Origin of the sequence: Oleiagrimonas sp. C23AA (genome assembly GCF_011759385.1) — a bacterium.
GTDB lineage: Bacteria > Pseudomonadota > Gammaproteobacteria > Xanthomonadales > Rhodanobacteraceae > Oleiagrimonas.
This window is the reverse complement of sequence record NZ_JAARLY010000002.1, coordinates 514,670-530,052: the sequence shown is the minus strand read 5'-3', so window position 1 is coordinate 530,052 and position 15,383 is coordinate 514,670. Positions and strand designations below refer to the sequence as shown.

Sequence of the window (15,383 nt, the reverse complement as noted above, 5' to 3'; positions counted from 1 at the left end):
CTTGAACTTGGTGTCGTATTTGGACATGAAAAACCCCCAGAGGTTGGATCGATGTCCAACTTCTGGGGGTCAGTTCATATCGGCCGCCTTTTCCTTGCGCCATCAATTGATCAGGCGAAGATTGAACGGATAGCGGTAACTGCCTCCCGCGCTGACGCGGACGGCGGCCAGGATACAAAGCACCAGATTGACCACCCACAGCAGCCAGCTCAGGAACGCCCCGATCAGGATGATCGCTAGCACCCAGCAAATGACGTAACCGATCAACACGGTGAGCTGGAAGTTCAGCGCCTCGCGTGCTTCCTCGGTCAGATAAGCCTTCTCGGGCTTGTCCTTGTTCATCAACCACACCACCAGCGGCACGATGATGCTGAGGATAAAGCCGGAAAGGTGCGTCAGCAGCGCAATGTTGCGGTCGTCCGGGCTTGCGCCCGGCGGCGGCTCCGGCGGCGGTGGCGTATAGGCCTTGGCGCCTTCCGGTGGCGGCTCGGGTGGTCCACCCGGTGGCGGCTCCGGTGGCGGCGACGACGGTGGAATCTGGTCCGAAGGCGTGTTCATGGCCCCTCTCCTTTATTCAGGAGGCTCCACTTTTGGCTGTGCGCCGGACGCTGTCAAGCGCAACTGGTCACGCCGGCATGCGTCGCGTTCATGCGCGGGCCGGGCGAATGAAGCGAATCGCCAGTCGGTAGCGAAACGCCTCGCCATTGGAGGTTTTGACCACTGCAACAATCACGCTGATGGCCCAGAACGCCAGCAGCAACGCACCCAACAGCAGGATCACGGCCAGACCCAGGGGCCGCCCCATATGCATCGAAACGCCCAAGCCCAGCAGGATGATCACGATCAGCGCCAGCATGACGGTCAGGTTGAAATTGATCGCCTGGCGGCCCTGCTCGTGCACATAGGGCATGGTTTCCTTCTTCATGGCCCACAGCAGCAGCGGGCCCAGAAAACAGCCCACCCCGAAAAAACGGCCGGTCAAAAGCGCCGTCACCAGCGCCGAAATATGTACCAGCATGGCCCACTTACGCTGTTCGGCGTTGTCGGCACCCAGCGCCGTGGGCGCCTGCGACGCGCTGACGTCCTTCATGTCTTTTTCTCCTGTTGTCGCAACCTAGTACGCTGCCCGGCCCCCTGCCGTGCCGAGTTCCGCCGCGGGTTATTCACCTGCCACCGTCATGCGGTCGATCAGGATCGAGCCGGTGAGGATATGCGATCGATGATCGATATCGGCGCCGACCGCGACAATGCCCTTGAACATGTCGCGCAGGTTGGCGGCGATGGTGATTTCCTCCACCGGATAGGCGATTTCGCCGTTCTCCACCCAGAAGCCGGCCGCGCCACGCGAGTAGTCACCGGTGATCAGCGACACGCCCTGCCCCATCACCTCGGTGACCAGCAGGCCGGTACCCAGTCGCGCCAGCATGGCCTGGAAATCATCCTCGCCGTGGCTGACCTCCAGATTGTGCACGCCGCCGGCATTGCCGGTGCTTTCAAGGCCCAGCTTGCGCGCCGAGTAGCTGCTTAGCAGATAACGCGACAGCACGCCATTTTCGACAATCGTCGACTCGACCGTGGCCACACCTTCGGCATCGAAGGCCGACGAGGCATGTCCGCGCTTCAGGAACGGACGCTCGACCAATGACAGCCATGACGGCAGCACCTGCTCGCCGCGCTTGTCCAGCAGGAAACTGGCGCGGCGGTACAGCGCGCCGCCGCTGGCCGCGCCCAGCAAGTGTCCGATCAAGCCACGTGCCACTGACGGCGCGAACAGTACCGGGCAGCTGCGCGTGGACAGCCGGCGCGAGCCCAGGCGGGCCACGGTACGCTCGGCGGCGCGTCGACCCAGCGCCTCGGCGGACATGAAGTCGCCGGCTGCGCGCACGGTGTCGTACCAGTAGTCGCGCTGCATGCCGGCCTCGTCAGCGGCAATCAGCGACACCGACATGGAATGCCGGCTGCCGCGCTCGCGGCCGACGAAACCGTGCGAGTTGGCGTACACCGACAGCGCGCTGCCGGCCTGCACGTTGGCGCCCTCGGAATTGCTGATGTGCGCTTCCTCACGACCGGCGGCCTCGATGCGGCGCGCGATCTCGGCGGCGCCGTCGACATCGATCTCCCACGGATGCCACAGATCCAGGTCAGGGAAGCTGTCGGCCATGCGCGCGGCATCGGCAAGGCCCGCGGCCGGATCTTCCTCGGTATGCCGGGCGATGGCGCAGGCCTGCTCGATGGTGGCATCCAGCGACTCGGCGCGAAGGTCGGCGGTGCTGGCCGAGCCCTTGCGCTTGCCGAAATACACCGTCAGCCCGAAACCACGATCGCGCGTGCGTTCGACCGTCTCCACCTCGCCCAGGCGCACGTTCACGCTCAGACCCTCGTCCACGCTGGCGGCCACCTCGGCCTGGCTGGCGCCGGCAGCGCGCGCACGGGCAATGACCTCCTGCGCCAGTTGCGCCAGGCGATCCAGCTCGGATTGGGCGTCGTGGGATAGTTCGCGGGCGGGGGCAAGATCGCTCATGGGCATCCTTCTGGGCTGCGATACAATGGACGGCCGGGCCGTCGGAACCCTCATGCATATGGGGACGCCGCGGCCGTTTCGCAAAGCCGCTATGGTGCCACGGAGCCCCGCCATGACCGCAACATCGATCACGCCCGGCCTGTACCGGCACTACAAGGGCGGGCAATACCGCGTGTTCGGCACGGCCCGTCACAGCGAAAACGAACAGCACCTGGTGGTCTATCAGGCGCTGTATGGCGAACGCGGCCTGTGGGTGCGCCCGGCGGCGATGTTTGCCGAAACCGTTGAAGTGGACGGCCACACCCGGCCACGCTTTGCCCTTGAGCAGGCCGAACCCGGCCTTGTCGACACCCCGGCCACGGACGCCTGAGCATGCAGCCGCACGACGAACACGATATCGACGCCAACGAAGACGACTACGGCCCCAGTCGCAGCCAGCAACGCCGTGATGCCCTGGCCATGCTGGAGTTGGCCGAACAACTGGTGGCGATGACGCCCAGCCAGCTGGCCAAGCTCGACCTGCCGGACGATGTGCTGACGGAGATCGCGCAGACCAAGCGCATCAAGGCGCACATCGCGCGCAAGCGGCAGATGGCGTTCCTGGCCAAGATCATGCGCCGGCACGGCGAAGAGGCATTCACCCATGTGCGCGCCGCGCTGGGCGAGGATCGCGACCGCCAGCGCCAGGAAAACGCCGCCATGCAGCGTCTGGAAGTGTTGCGCGAGCGCCTCCTGGGCGAGGATGGCAATGCGGCGCTGTCAGAGCTGATCGAAGCCCACCCGCAGATCGATCGCCAGCATCTGCGCTCGCTGATCCGCCAGGCGCGCACCGAGCGCGAGAAGAACAAGCCGCCGCACGCCTACCGCGAGCTGTTCCGGTCCCTGCGGGAAATCGAGCGCGGGGAGTGAGTGGCGAGAAGTGAGAAGTGAGAAGTGAGAAGTGAGAAGTGAGAGAAGATAGGCGGTGGCTGGCTCTCTTAGATGCTCGCGTTTGGCTCTCGCATGGCACGTCGGCGCATCAGCTCCACTTGTCGCTCTGCGCTCTGTGCTTTTCTCTCTCCACTCACTTCTCGCTCTTAAGCCGTGCCGCCCACGGTCATCGCGTCCACGCGCAGGGTCGGCTGGCCGACGCCTACCGGCACGCTCTGACCTTCCTTGCCGCACACGCCGACCCCCTCGTCCAGAGCCAGGTCGTTGCCGATCATCGACACGCGAGTGAGTACTTCCGGCCCGGAACCGATCAGCGTGGCGCCCTTCACCGGGCGGGTCACCTTGCCGTTTTCGATCAGGTAGGCCTCGCTGGCCGAGAACACGAACTTGCCGCTGGTGATGTCGACCTGACCGCCACCGAAATTGACCGCGTAGATGCCACGATCCACCGAGGCGATGATCTCGGCCGGATCGTGTTGGCCGGCACGCATGTAGGTGTTGGTCATGCGCGGCATCGGCAGATGCGCGAACGATTCGCGGCGGCCATTGCCGGTCGGTTCCACGCCCATCAGGCGCGCGTTGTGCTTGTCCTGCATGTAGCCGACCAGGATGCCGTCTTCGATCAACGTGGTGCAGTGGGTGCTGGTGCCCTCATCGTCCACCGACAGCGAGCCGCGGCGACCTTCCAGCGTGCCATCGTCGACCACGGTGACGCCCTTGGCCGCCACGCGCTGGCCCAAACGGCCAGCGAACGCCGAGGTGCCCTTGCGGTTGAAATCACCTTCCAGGCCATGGCCCACCGCCTCGTGCAGCAGCACGCCCGGCCAGCCCGGCCCCAGCACCACCGGCATGGTGCCCGCCGGCGCGTCGACCGCTTCCAGGTTGACCAGGGCCTGACGCACCGCCTCGGCCGCAAAGCCCTTGGCGCGCCCCGAATCGAGCAACTCGCGATAGCTGTAGCGACCACCGCCACCGGCAAAGCCCGATTCGCGCCGTTCGCCGGATTCGGCAATCACCTGCACGTTCAGGCGCACCAGCGGGCGCACGTCGGCGGCCAGCGTGCCGTCGGCGGCGGCAATCAGCACCGTGTCCAACGTGGCGGCCATGCTCACCACCACCTGCTTGATGCGCGGATCGCGCGAGCGCGCATAGGCATCGACCTCGCGCAGCACGGCGATCTTTTCCTCGTTGGGCAGGCTTTCCACCGGATCGATCGCCGGATACAGCTGACGCGCGTTGCGCAGCGCCAGCGGCTTGCCGGAACCCTGGCCGCCATGAGCAATAGCACGCGCGGCGCCAGCCGCTTCCAGCAACTGCGGCAGCACAATCTCGTCCGAATAGGCAAAACCGGTCTTCTCGCCAGAGATGGCGCGCACGCCCACGCCCTGCTCGATGCTGTGGTTGCCGTCCTTGACGATGCCATCCTCCAGCACCCACGACTCGCTGCGCGAATGCTGGAAATACAGGTCGGCGGCGTCAATGGACGGGCCCATCAACTGCGAGAACACGCGGTCAAGATCACCGGTGGCCAATCCGCCAGGGGTGAGCAGGCGCTGTTCGGCAAAAGCAAGAGGCGTGGTCATGAAGCGTCAATTCCAGTCGCGGGCGAATAAGCCCAGAAGATGGGGTGCGAACCGGCAAGCTTAAACCCCGCCTGCGGCCCACGCCCAGCCGGCCCCTGCATGCGGCGACCGGCATCGGCCGCTGGCAAGCGCGGTGCGGCTACTGGCCTGAAGATGCCGACGAGGCGGCACGCGCCGCACCGGAAGACGCGGTAGGTGGCACCGCCACCGAGACGCTGGTTGCGGCGGCCGGGGCTGCGGCACCGGAGCGGGAGGAACGCGGCAGCGGCTTCTTTTCCAGCAGCGTGATCTTGGGTTTATCCCATGAACCGCCCACGTGGTAGCGCGCGCTTGCGGCGCGGTTCAGGCCACCGCCGATCAGCTTCTGCACCGCGAAGCCGGCCGCCGCCCCCACCGGACCACCGGCGAGCGCGCCGACCACCGGCAGGCTGTTGCCCACATGCGGCACCACCAGCACCTGTTGATCGTAGTCATGCGCGCGCAGGCCGGTGCGGCCGCTGATGGAAATATCCGCGGCAGGCCCCTTGATGTGCAGATCGTCGGTATATGCATTGCCATCGGCGAAGCGGAAATGCCCGGTGATGGCATCGAAGCCGAAGCCCTTGCGGAATACATCACCAAAATCCAGCGTCAGGCGTCGCGGCAACTCGGCGATCGACATCAAGCCGAACAGGCGTCCGACACCGGGCTGCACCTCGGGGATGCGACCCTTGCTCACATCCACGCCAAGGTGTCCGTTCATCGTCGCCAGCGCCACCGACGAGGGCGGACCGGGCCAACTGGCATCCAGGTGCGCCTGCGTGCGGCCGCCATCGAAGATGCCTTCAAAACCCAACGTGGTCAGCAGGTGCCCCAGACTCTCGGCACCGAAGTCGATGACCAAGTGGGTCTGGTTGTCCTGCGCGGTGCCGGTCCAGTCACCACTGGCGGTGATCTGCACATCGCGGGCATGCGTGCGCAACTGGTCGATGTGCATACCGCGGGCCGTGGGCCAGCTCTCGAACCGGGCGCTGCCCAGGTGCGCCTTGCCCAGACGCAGATCACCCACCCACAGATGGAGTGGCGGCAAACTGGCCGGCGCCACATGCATGTCCAGAGACGGATTCTGACCGCCTGCGACCTTGGCCGTTATTGGTGGCCCACTGGCGGACGCCGCCTTGACCGTCTGCGCGCTGGGCGACGACCGCCTGGTGCTGCTGGCGGCCGCTGGCGTTGTGACCGGCTTATGCCCGGCCTGACCTTCACTTCTGTTGCTTCCCGCCTGTGCCTCGACGGTGTCCGGGGTGCTGTCAGCCGGCCAGTACAGCCGATCAAGGCGTGCAGTAATGCCCTTTTTCTGCAGGTCGCTGCCTGGCAGATCCAGCGTGCCCTTGGCCTGTTTGCCAGCCACGTTGAGACGCAGTCCGTCGCCGCGAGGAGCCAACTGCAGGCGCAATGCATCGAAGCGCTTGCCAAAGAACGTTGGCGCATCGGCCTGAACATCCACCTGCGTGGAGCAGTGATCGCCTTCGCCGCTGCTCCAGGCCATGGCACTTTGTGCCCAGCCACTGACATCCAGCACCCCGGCATGACCGCCCACGCGCAAGCCGCAGGAAGGCAGTGTCATGTCGGGCTGGGCGCCAAGGCCGATGGCCAAGGCCATTGGCTGACCCTTGCCGCTATCGGCCAAGCGAGCGCGGACCCGGGCCAGCGTGCCGATGCGCACATCCAGTGGCGCGCCATCCACTGGAAGCCCCAGCGACATGTGCAGCGGCAACGGCTGCGCGGCCGGCTTGTCCAGCGGTGCGGGCAGATCCAGCGCGACCCCGGTGAGATCCGAATCGAGCGTCAGCTCGGTGCGTGCCGGCTCACCTTCGCCCGTGTCCACGTCGACACCGATATGCATCAGCGCCCGACCCGAACTGTGCGCGACCAGGGGTTTGAGCGAATCGATGCCGTCAAGCAGCGTGGCCATGGCAAAGCGCCCACTCAAGCCCACCTTCACCGGGCGGTTCGGATCGCCGGTGGCCTGCCCCAAGGCCAGATCCAGCGTCGAGGGCACACCGCGGAACCGGGTGCTGAGGCCCGACGCCTTGAAACCATGCGCATCGAAACTGGCGTTACCCGTCACCCCCGACAGCCGTAGGCGCCAGTCAGGGTTGCTTACGTCCATCGCCTTGAGCGTGGCGTCGCCGTCCAGCGTCATCGGTTGGGCATCATCGTGATGCAGTGGTAACACCAGACTGAAACTGAAGTCGGCCGAGCCACCGAGCGAGAGGTTTTTCAGCGTATCGGCGTAGCGCGAGGCAATCGGGCTCTGGCGAAGATAGTCACCCACCGCCTTGCCCGGCCCACTGCCCTTGACCGTCAGGGTCAGCGGGCTGTGCGCGAAATCCTCGATGCTGGCGGTGGCGGAACTGGCCGTGTTGCCCAGCGAGTGCCCCTCACTGGCATTGATCAACATGCCATTGTTGACGAAGCTTGCCTGCGCATCGAGATCGGTGGCGTTGGGCCACTCGTCGCTGAAATTGAGTGTGGTATGGGTGATGTGCGCAGTGCTGTCAAAACGCCCTTGATGATGGTGGAACGGCCAGTCGGCCAGGCTGCCGCGCACCAGTGCACTCGCCGACTCGATGGTGCCATCGACCAGCGCCTTGTCCAGCCACTCCACGGTTTTCGGCGCCATCGAATCGACCGGCCAGAACAGCTTGGCCGCCGGCACCTTGCCGTGATCGATGCGCACATACAGCGCCATGAACGGACGCCCACCGGTAGCGGGGAGCCGAACCTGGCCACGCGCGCTGCCACCATAATCCTGGCCTTCGAAAACCAGATCATCCAGGCCCAGGCGCCAGCCGTCGTGAGTGTGCCAGGCCAGCACATCGCCCCCCAGTTTCGACAGCGCCAGCGGTTCGCGGAACGTATGCGGCATGCGCACCACGGTGCTTTGCTCGGGCAGAGTCAGGTCGATGGCCTCGGCGTCGCCCAATACCGTGCCTTGCAGGTGGTCGACACCGGGCACCTTGCCCACCGGCGCCATGCCCAGCTGGCTGAACGCGCCATCGACGTGCTGCAGGCCGTGCTGGCGGCTGTAATCAAGATTCACCCGTGCCAGCTGGCCGTGCACCTTGGCCCCGATCAGCCAGCGCGCGGTGCCCTCGGGCAGTGATGGCAGCAGGCCCAGTAGCGCCAGCGGTGGCCCGACATCCAGTGTGCGCACCGCCGCGCGAATGTGCTGGGCCATGCCCGAGCCGGTCACGCGCAGATGCGCCTGGCCCTGATCCTGGTCGTAATAGACGTCCAGGCCATTATTGTCACGTCGCGCGCTGAAGGTGGCGCGCCAACGCGACAACTGCACCTGCCCACGCGGGCTGTCCACGTGCAGTTTGGACAGGTCGATGCGCGCCTGCGCCTGATGCACGCGACCGTGGGCCCAGTCCACCCAGACCGCGGCACTGCCCTGCCCGTCATGCACGGCATAGCCGGCCAGATCCAGCCCGTTGAACAGCTTGCCCAGGTCCGAGCCACCGGCGCGGGCGTAGATGCGCCCGGCCGAGCCATCATCGCGGAAGCGCCCGATCACGTGCAGCGCGCCCTCAACCCCCGGGCGGCGCAGCAGGCCGGCGAAACGCAAGCGTCCGCCGCCACTGCTCAAGCGCACGGTGGACGCCAACAAGGCGTAGTGGCGGTTGTGTGCGGCATCCTCGATGGAGAGCTTCAGATCCTCCAGCCACAGGTTGCCAGGCAGCTCATCCAGGGCGAAGGTCTGGCCCTGCTGCGCCTGCGGCTGACGCCCGAACCCGGCCAGATGCCACACACCGCTGCTGTCGCGCAAAAGGCGCAGGCTGAGACCGGACAGGCGCAGGTTCACCAGATGCCGGCTCGGCCACAACAAGGCACCAAGATCCAGCTTCACCTGCGCCGAGGGCAGCGACAGTGCCGGCTTGCCGTTGTCGCCACCAATGCTGACCTGCTTGAGATCCAGCAGCGGGCCGGATGGACGCCAGTGCCCCTGCATGGACGCAAAGCTGACCGGACGTTGCAGCCGTGCGCTGAGCGCGGCGGCCACCTGCTGCGGATAGTGCGCCGCCAGCGGCAGCAGCAACTGCACCAGGCCGACCAGCACCGCAGCGCCAATCAGCAGCGTGGCCAGCAGGCCGCCAACCCAGAACCGCAGCCGGCGCAGGCGATGTCGCCAGGGCTGCTTCAAGCGTCAGCCCCCATCGTGTGGCACGCCCTTGCCATGGTCGCCGGCCTCTTGCTGGCATCACGGCTGCGCTTACAGCAACACCACATCGAACTGTTCCTGCAGGTAGTGCTCTTCCGGCTGAAGATTGATGGTCTTGCCGATGAATTCTTCCAGTTCCGCCACCGCCGCCGACTCTTCCTCGAGGATGCGATTGACCACCGTCGGGCCGGCCAGCACCAGCAATTTCTCGGCATCGAACTGACGCACCGCGCGGGTGATCTCGCGGAAAATCTCGTAGGTTACCGTTTCGGCTGTTTTCACCGTGCCGCGGCCGCTGCACGCCGAACAAGGCTCGCACAGCTGGCGCTCCAGGCTTTCGGTGGTGCGCTTGCGGGTCATTTCCACCAGCCCCAGCGGCGACATCGGGTACACGGTGGTCTTGGCGTGGTCGCGCGCCAGGCTCTTTTCCAGCGTGCGGATCACCTGGCGCTTGTGCTCATCGTCCACCATGTCGATGAAATCGATGATGATGATGCCGCCCAGGTTGCGCAGCCGAAGCTGGCGCGCCGCCGACTGCGCGGCCTCCAGATTGGTACGGTAGACGGTTTCCTCCAGGTTGCGCGAGCCCAGGTAACCACCGGTGTTGACGTCGATGGTGGTCATCGCCTCGGTCTGGTCGACGATCAGATAGCCGCCGGACTTCAAAGGCACTTCCTTGCGCAGCGCACGCTGGATTTCATCCTCGACCCCGAACAGATCGAAGATGGGGCGCTCGCCATCGTAATGCTCGATGCGATCGTCCAGTTCCGGCATGAACTTGTGCACGAACTTGACCAGCTTGTCGTAGGTCTCGCGCGAATCGACGCGGACCTTCTCCACGTTCTCGTTGAGCAGGTCGCGCAGGGCGCGCAGCGGCAGCGAAAGCTCCTCGTAGATGCGCTCGCCGACGTTCATCTTCGCAGCGTTTTCCTGAACCACGCGCCAGACCTTGCCCAGATACGTCACATCGAATGCCAGCGACGGCTCGGACTGGCCTTCGGCGTTGGTACGCACGATGTAACCCAACGGCTTGTCGCCGATCAGGTCGGTCAGGCAGTCCTTCAGGCGCTGGCGCTCGTCTTCGTCCTCGATCCGCGCCGACACGCCCAGCGTGCGTGCGTGCGGCAGCAGCACCAGGTAACGCGAAGGGATGGAAAGGTGCGCCGACAAGCGTGCGCCCTTGGTACCGATGGGATCGCGGATCACCTGCACCACAATCTCCTGGCCTTCGTGCACCAGCTCGGAAATGGACGGCGCCGGACCATGACTGGGTGGCGGCTCGGTACCGTCGGGCAGGGTCGGCGGTGCCGGGCGCACGATATCCGAGGCGTGCAGGAACGCGGCGCGCTCCAGGCCGATTTCCACGAATGCCGCCTGCATGCCCGGCATCACCCGCTGCACGCGGCCCTTGTAAATATTGCCGACGTAGCCGCGGCGCTGCGCACGCTCGACGTGCACCTCCTGCAGCATGCCGCTCTCGACCAGCGCCACGCGGGTTTCGCGCGGCGTCACGTTGATCAGGATTTCCTCGCTCACCGGCCACTCCTTATGCTGATGTGAATATGCCCGTGTCACCGGGCCGTGCCGGGAGCCTCTCGCTCAAAATGCGAGCAGGCCAGGACAGCCATGCAGTGTAACCATGCCATGCACGCATCATGTGTACGCGATGCCGGCACGAATGCCCTTTATAGCTGCTGCCGGGCAGCACTGTCGACGCGTACGGTGCGCCTTGGTCGGCTACCATGGGTGCCCGCCACTGATGCCTCAGGGTGCCCATGAAGTCCGTCCAGACCAGGAGCTTTTGCCGATGAAACTGTTGCTGGTGGAAGATTCCGAGCGACTGCGCCGTTCGCTATGCCAAGGCCTGATCGGAGCCGGCTTCGTGGTCGACGATGCCGGCGACGGCGTCACCGCGCTGGGCTTTCTCGATGGCTTCGAGTACGACCTGGTGGTGCTGGACCTGATGTTGCCGCGGCTGGATGGGCTGGGCGTGCTCAGGGCACTGGCCGAGCGCCGCCAGCGCCCGCGCGTGCTGGTGCTGTCGGCACGCGACCAGGTCGCCGACCGCATCCAGGCGCTGGATGCCGGTGCCGACGACTACCTGATCAAGCCTTTCTCCTTCGATGAGCTGGTGGCGCGGCTGCATGCACTGGCACGGCGACCGCAGCAAGCGCAATCACCGCAGTTGCAACTGGGCACACTGGTCGTCGACCCACGCGCACACACGGCCGAGGTCAATGGCGAGCCGCTGCCGCTGACCCCGCGCGAACTGGCGACGCTGACCCTGCTGCTGCGTCATCGCGGACGGGTATTCTCACGCGCCGACATACTTGAGCGCACCGCTGGCAGTGATACCGGCGCCTCCGATCGCAGCGTGGAGGTACTGATCTTCGGTCTGCGCCGCAAGCTTGCCGGAGTCGGCCTGGACGAGCTTGTCCAGACCCGCCGCGGCGCCGGTTACCTGATTCCATGACACGCCTGCCTTCGCTGACCACGCGCGTGGCGATCATGCTGAGCCTGGCCAGCATCATGGCGCTGGGCTCGGCCTCGATCTTCATGGATCGACGCGTGGACAGCGAAATGCAGCAGCGTTTCGATGAGGCCATGCTCGCGCAAGGCCGCGCCCTGGCGTCACTGGTGAAGGTGGAGCGCGGGGGCCTGGCCATGGGCACCAACGATGTCAGCTTCTCACCGACCCGACTTCTGTCGGGTGAGGGACCGTCCTATTACCTGGTCCGCTGCGGCGCAGGCGATCAAACACACAGTAGCCCCGCCCCACCGCTGGTACCGGCCGGCTGGGCCAAACAAGCCAATGACCTGCCGGCCTTCGGCAACCTCCGCCTTGGCAACGAGCACCGCCTGCGCAGCTTGAGTTTTGCCTTCCAGGCCCCGTTGGGCGAAAGCTGGGGGCGCGGTCACGCCCAGCGCCTGACCGCGTTGCGTGCGGAACATCGGGCCACCGATCCACGCCAATGCCAGCTATTGCTGATGCAGGATCGTCGTCAGCTGGACCAGATTCTGGAATCGCTGGACTGGATCCTGCTTTTGACGCCGACCTTCGTCATGCTGCTGGTACTGGTGATGGCGCCGGTGCTGGTACGCCGAGGACTGGCGCCGTTGACCGACTTCGCCGAGCGCATGCGTGGCATTGGCCCCGCTTCGCCGGGACAGCGCCTGGCCACGCCGGCGGTGGCCGAGCTGGAGCCGCTGGCCGAGCGCTTCAATGAGGTGCTGGCGCGAATGGACGAAGGCCTGGCTCGCGAACGCCAGTTTGCTGGTGGCCTGGCTCATGAGACACGTACTCGCCTGGCCGAACTGCGTGCGCTGCTGGAAGTCGAACAGCGCTACCCAAGCGGGCGTCCGCTGGCCGACATTCTGGGCGAGGTTGCCGTCATCAGTGCCGAGATGGAAGCTACTGTCACCGCGCTGCTGCTGCTGACGCGACTCGAGTCGGGCATCGAACAGCCGCAATGGCAGGCAGTGGCACTGCCATTGCGCCTGACCGAGCAATGGCGACGCGTCGAGCCCCGGCTGCAGCAACGCCACCTGGTCGTGGACATGCACACCGAACCCGTATCGCTACACACCGACCCGGCACTGCTCGATATCGTGCTGCGCAACCTTGTCGGCAACGCCTGCGACTACGCGCCCACTGGCAGCACGGTGCAAGTGAGGCTGGCGAATGACACGCTCAGCGTCGGCAACCCGGCGCCGGATCTGGAGCCGGCCGACATCGAACAGATGGGTCAGCGCTTCTGGCGCAAGCGCCATGCCTCGGGCGGCCATGCCGGTCTTGGACTGGCGCTGGCCCACGCCGCCGCCGCCGCGCTGGGACTGCACCTGAACTTTGCGCTGGATGATAACGGCCAGTTTCGCGCCGAATTGCGCTGGCCACCCGAGGCGGTGAGTGAGGCGCCTACCGAGAAGCCCTCCGACCAGGGTTGAGTCGCAGTGCTACAGCACGCCCAGGCCCGCTTCGCGCAGCAGCCGCGCGGTGGCGTGCAACGGCAGTCCCATCACCGCCGAATAGCTGCCCGAAAGGTGTGCGGCAAACGCCGCCGCGCGCCCCTGGATGGCATAAGCACCGGCCTTGCCGAACGATTCACCAGTGGCGACGTAGGCCTCGATGCGTGCCTCGTCCAGCGGGTCAAAGCGCACCTCGGACACGCATACCTCGTGCTGGCGAAAGCCTTCGCCGACCAGCCATACCGCCGATACCACCTGATGGGTACGTCCAGAAAGGCGCCTCAGCATGGCGCGTGCGTCGTCGGTATCGGCCGGTTTGCCCAATACCTGATCGCCCAGTACCACCTCGGTATCCGAGCCGATGGCCCAGCAGGCCGCTTCGGGATGAAGCGCCTGGGCCCGCGCAAGGCCGGCATCGGCCTTGTCCGCCGAGACCCTTGCCACGTAATCGCGTGAGCTTTCCTCGGCCGCGCGCACCTCGGGCACATCGACCTCGATCACCTCGAAATCCACGCCAAGCTGGCCTAACAGTTCGCGCCGTCGCGGCGACTTGGAAGCAAGAAAAAGCATGCGGCGAGCTTAGCAGTTCGGACGCCCAAGCTTCGACCTCAACCATTTGACAGCGCGATGTCATTCACCCGAGACTCCAAGCCATCCATCCACAACACAGGGACGATGACATGCGCACATGGGAACGTGTGATGACCGCGGTGGGCGGCCTTCTTTTGCTGCTGCGCGGGGTCCAGGGCCTGGTCCATCCCCACATCAAATCCGCGCACCCGATACTGGGCGCCAGCGAGGCGTTCAATAAAGGCTATATGCCAGGTTTCGTGGCAGGACAGTGGTCCGCGCTGGTGGTTGCGATGGTGGTGGGACTGGCGCTGCTCTGGATTGCGCTACGCAAACGCGGTACCAGCGCCACGGCCTGAGGCACGCTCAGGCCGTCGCCGGCTCGCACAACGCCTGCACTATCTGCGGCAAATGACGCATGTGCGTGACGATATCGCGCACACCCAACTCGCGCAGCGCCTGCGCATGACCCTCGGGAATGTGGCTGGCACCAACGAAGCCCAGCACCTGCATGCCGGCGGCCAGGGCCGCACGCGCGCCGGTGGCGCTGTCCTCGACCACCAGGCAGCGCTCGGGCGCCACACCCAAGGTCTCGGCGGCCAGCAAGTACACATCGGGCGCGGGCTTGGGGTTTTGCACCATGTCCGCCGCGAACACCCGCCCACCCACGCGTTCGACCAGGTCGGCGCGCTGCAATGCGTGTTCCACCTGATGCGTCCAGCTGTTGGAGGCCACCGCCAGTGGCAGGTCGATGGCACACAGCGCCTCGCGTACGCCGTCGATGGCGGCCAGCTCGCCGGAGACGGCCGTTTCCCACTCGCGGTGCACCTGCTCGGCAAAGTCGTCAGGCAAGGCTTCGCCGAAGCATCGCCGCAAACGTTCGCCCAGTACCGTGGAGGTCATACCGAAGGTGCCGGCCAGCGCCGGCTCGTAGGCCTCGGCCGAGACGTAACGCGCAAGGCATGTGCGCCAGGCACGCTCGGCGAGGATTTCGCTGTCGACGATGACGCCGTCGCAGTCGCAGATCAGCAGATCGATGAGCAGTGACTTCATGCCTCTATGCTAACCGGCTCGTTCCGCTTTGGGCTGCACGATCTTCGATCCGGTCCCGGCGAGCGTCATGCTCAGGCACGGTGGTACGGATGACCGGCGCGGATGCTTTCGGCCCGATACAGCTGCTCGATCAGCACCAGTCGCACCAGCATGTGAGGCAAGGTCAACGCGCCCAGCGACCAGCGCTGATCGGCGCGCTGCAGGACCGCCGGGGCATGGCCATCGGGCCCACCGATGAGGAACGTCACATCGCGCCCCCCCATGCGCCAGTCGCCCAGCTGGCCGGCCAATTGCTCACTGGACCAGACCTTGCCACGGCCATCCAGCGCGACCACGTGCGTATCGCGTGGCAGCGCGGCGAGAATGGCCTCGCCCTCATCGTGCATGGCGCGGCCGTCATCCCGGCCCTTGCCACGCAGGCCGGGACGAATCTCGACCAGCTCGACACTGTATTCGCGCGACAGGCGCTTTTCGTACTCGGCGTAGCCTTCGGCCACCCAGCCGGGCATGCGCTCGCCGACGGAAAGAATGCGAAGACGCATCAGTCCCGCGT

General features: G+C 65.8%; 14 protein-coding genes. 5 read left to right on the top strand and 9 right to left on the bottom strand.

What is annotated here, in order from left to right:
• Positions 1-102 precede the first annotated feature (102 nt).
• The 3 genes from HBF24_RS05320 to pmbA form a co-directional block, all read right to left on the bottom strand.
• On the bottom strand, positions 103-558 hold the full coding sequence (locus HBF24_RS05320) for a DUF4870 domain-containing protein (protein ID WP_167169980.1): 456 nt from the start codon (positions 556-558) through the stop codon (positions 103-105).
• 88 nt (positions 559-646) lie between these two features.
• Positions 647-1,090 (bottom strand): DUF4870 domain-containing protein, encoded by a 444-nt coding sequence (locus HBF24_RS05315; RefSeq protein WP_167169977.1) that lies wholly within the window; start codon positions 1,088-1,090, stop codon positions 647-649.
• A 69-nt stretch (positions 1,091-1,159) separates the two neighbouring features.
• On the bottom strand, positions 1,160-2,521 hold the full coding sequence (gene pmbA, locus HBF24_RS05310; protein ID WP_167169975.1) for a metalloprotease PmbA: 1,362 nt from the start codon (positions 2,519-2,521) through the stop codon (positions 1,160-1,162).
• A 112-nt stretch (positions 2,522-2,633) separates the two neighbouring features.
• Here pmbA and HBF24_RS05305 point away from each other — a divergent pair, with 112 nt between their 5' ends.
• Positions 2,634-2,891, top strand: a complete 258-nt coding sequence (locus tag HBF24_RS05305) for a DUF1653 domain-containing protein (protein ID WP_167169972.1) — start codon at positions 2,634-2,636, stop codon at positions 2,889-2,891.
• 2 nt (positions 2,892-2,893) lie between these two features.
• Positions 2,894-3,430 (top strand): ribosome biogenesis factor YjgA, encoded by a 537-nt coding sequence (gene yjgA / locus HBF24_RS05300; RefSeq protein WP_167169970.1) that lies wholly within the window; start codon positions 2,894-2,896, stop codon positions 3,428-3,430.
• 167 nt (positions 3,431-3,597) lie between these two features.
• On the opposite strand, the gene tldD is transcribed toward yjgA, so the two are convergent.
• The 3 genes from tldD to rng form a co-directional block, all read right to left on the bottom strand.
• On the bottom strand, positions 3,598-5,034 hold the full coding sequence (gene tldD, locus HBF24_RS05295) for a metalloprotease TldD (protein WP_167169967.1): 1,437 nt from the start codon (positions 5,032-5,034) through the stop codon (positions 3,598-3,600).
• 139 nt (positions 5,035-5,173) lie between these two features.
• Positions 5,174-9,223 carry a YhdP family protein gene (locus tag HBF24_RS05290; RefSeq protein WP_167169965.1) on the bottom strand — a complete coding sequence of 1,350 codons (4,050 nt, stop codon included), beginning with the start codon at positions 9,221-9,223 and terminating at the stop codon, positions 5,174-5,176.
• Between the two features lie 69 nt (positions 9,224-9,292).
• Entirely contained in the window at positions 9,293-10,777 is a 1,485-nt protein-coding gene (rng, locus tag HBF24_RS05285) for a ribonuclease G (RefSeq protein WP_167169962.1), read from the bottom strand.
• A gap of 271 nt (positions 10,778-11,048) precedes the next feature.
• On the opposite strand from rng, the gene HBF24_RS05280 reads away from it, so the two are divergent.
• Entirely contained in the window at positions 11,049-11,714 is a 666-nt protein-coding gene (locus HBF24_RS05280) for a response regulator transcription factor (RefSeq protein ID WP_167169959.1), read from the top strand.
• Positions 11,711-13,186: an ATP-binding protein gene (locus HBF24_RS05275; RefSeq protein ID WP_167169956.1), complete on the top strand. Its 1,476-nt coding sequence runs from the start codon at positions 11,711-11,713 to the stop codon at positions 13,184-13,186. The genes HBF24_RS05280 and HBF24_RS05275 overlap by 4 nt, the downstream gene beginning before the upstream one ends.
• Before the next feature lie 9 nt (positions 13,187-13,195).
• On the opposite strand, the gene HBF24_RS05270 is transcribed toward HBF24_RS05275, so the two are convergent.
• A complete protein-coding gene (locus HBF24_RS05270; protein WP_167169953.1) occupies positions 13,196-13,777 on the bottom strand; it encodes a Maf family protein in 582 nt (193 codons plus the stop codon).
• 131 nt (positions 13,778-13,908) lie between these two features.
• Here HBF24_RS05270 and HBF24_RS05265 point away from each other — a divergent pair, with 131 nt between their 5' ends.
• On the top strand, positions 13,909-14,136 hold the full coding sequence (locus HBF24_RS05265; protein ID WP_167169950.1) for a hypothetical protein: 228 nt from the start codon (positions 13,909-13,911) through the stop codon (positions 14,134-14,136).
• A 7-nt stretch (positions 14,137-14,143) separates the two neighbouring features.
• Here HBF24_RS05265 and HBF24_RS05260 read toward each other — a convergent pair whose 3' ends face one another.
• Together HBF24_RS05260 and rlmH are read right to left on the bottom strand one after the other, a co-directional pair.
• Positions 14,144-14,830 (bottom strand): HAD-IA family hydrolase, encoded by a 687-nt coding sequence (locus tag HBF24_RS05260; RefSeq protein WP_167169947.1) that lies wholly within the window; start codon positions 14,828-14,830, stop codon positions 14,144-14,146.
• A 71-nt stretch (positions 14,831-14,901) separates the two neighbouring features.
• The gene (gene rlmH / locus HBF24_RS05255; protein WP_167169944.1) at positions 14,902-15,372 is read right to left on the bottom strand and encodes a 23S rRNA (pseudouridine(1915)-N(3))-methyltransferase RlmH; all 471 of its coding nucleotides are present in this window, start codon (positions 15,370-15,372) and stop codon (positions 14,902-14,904) included.
• Between the last annotated feature and the right edge of the window lie 11 nt (positions 15,373-15,383).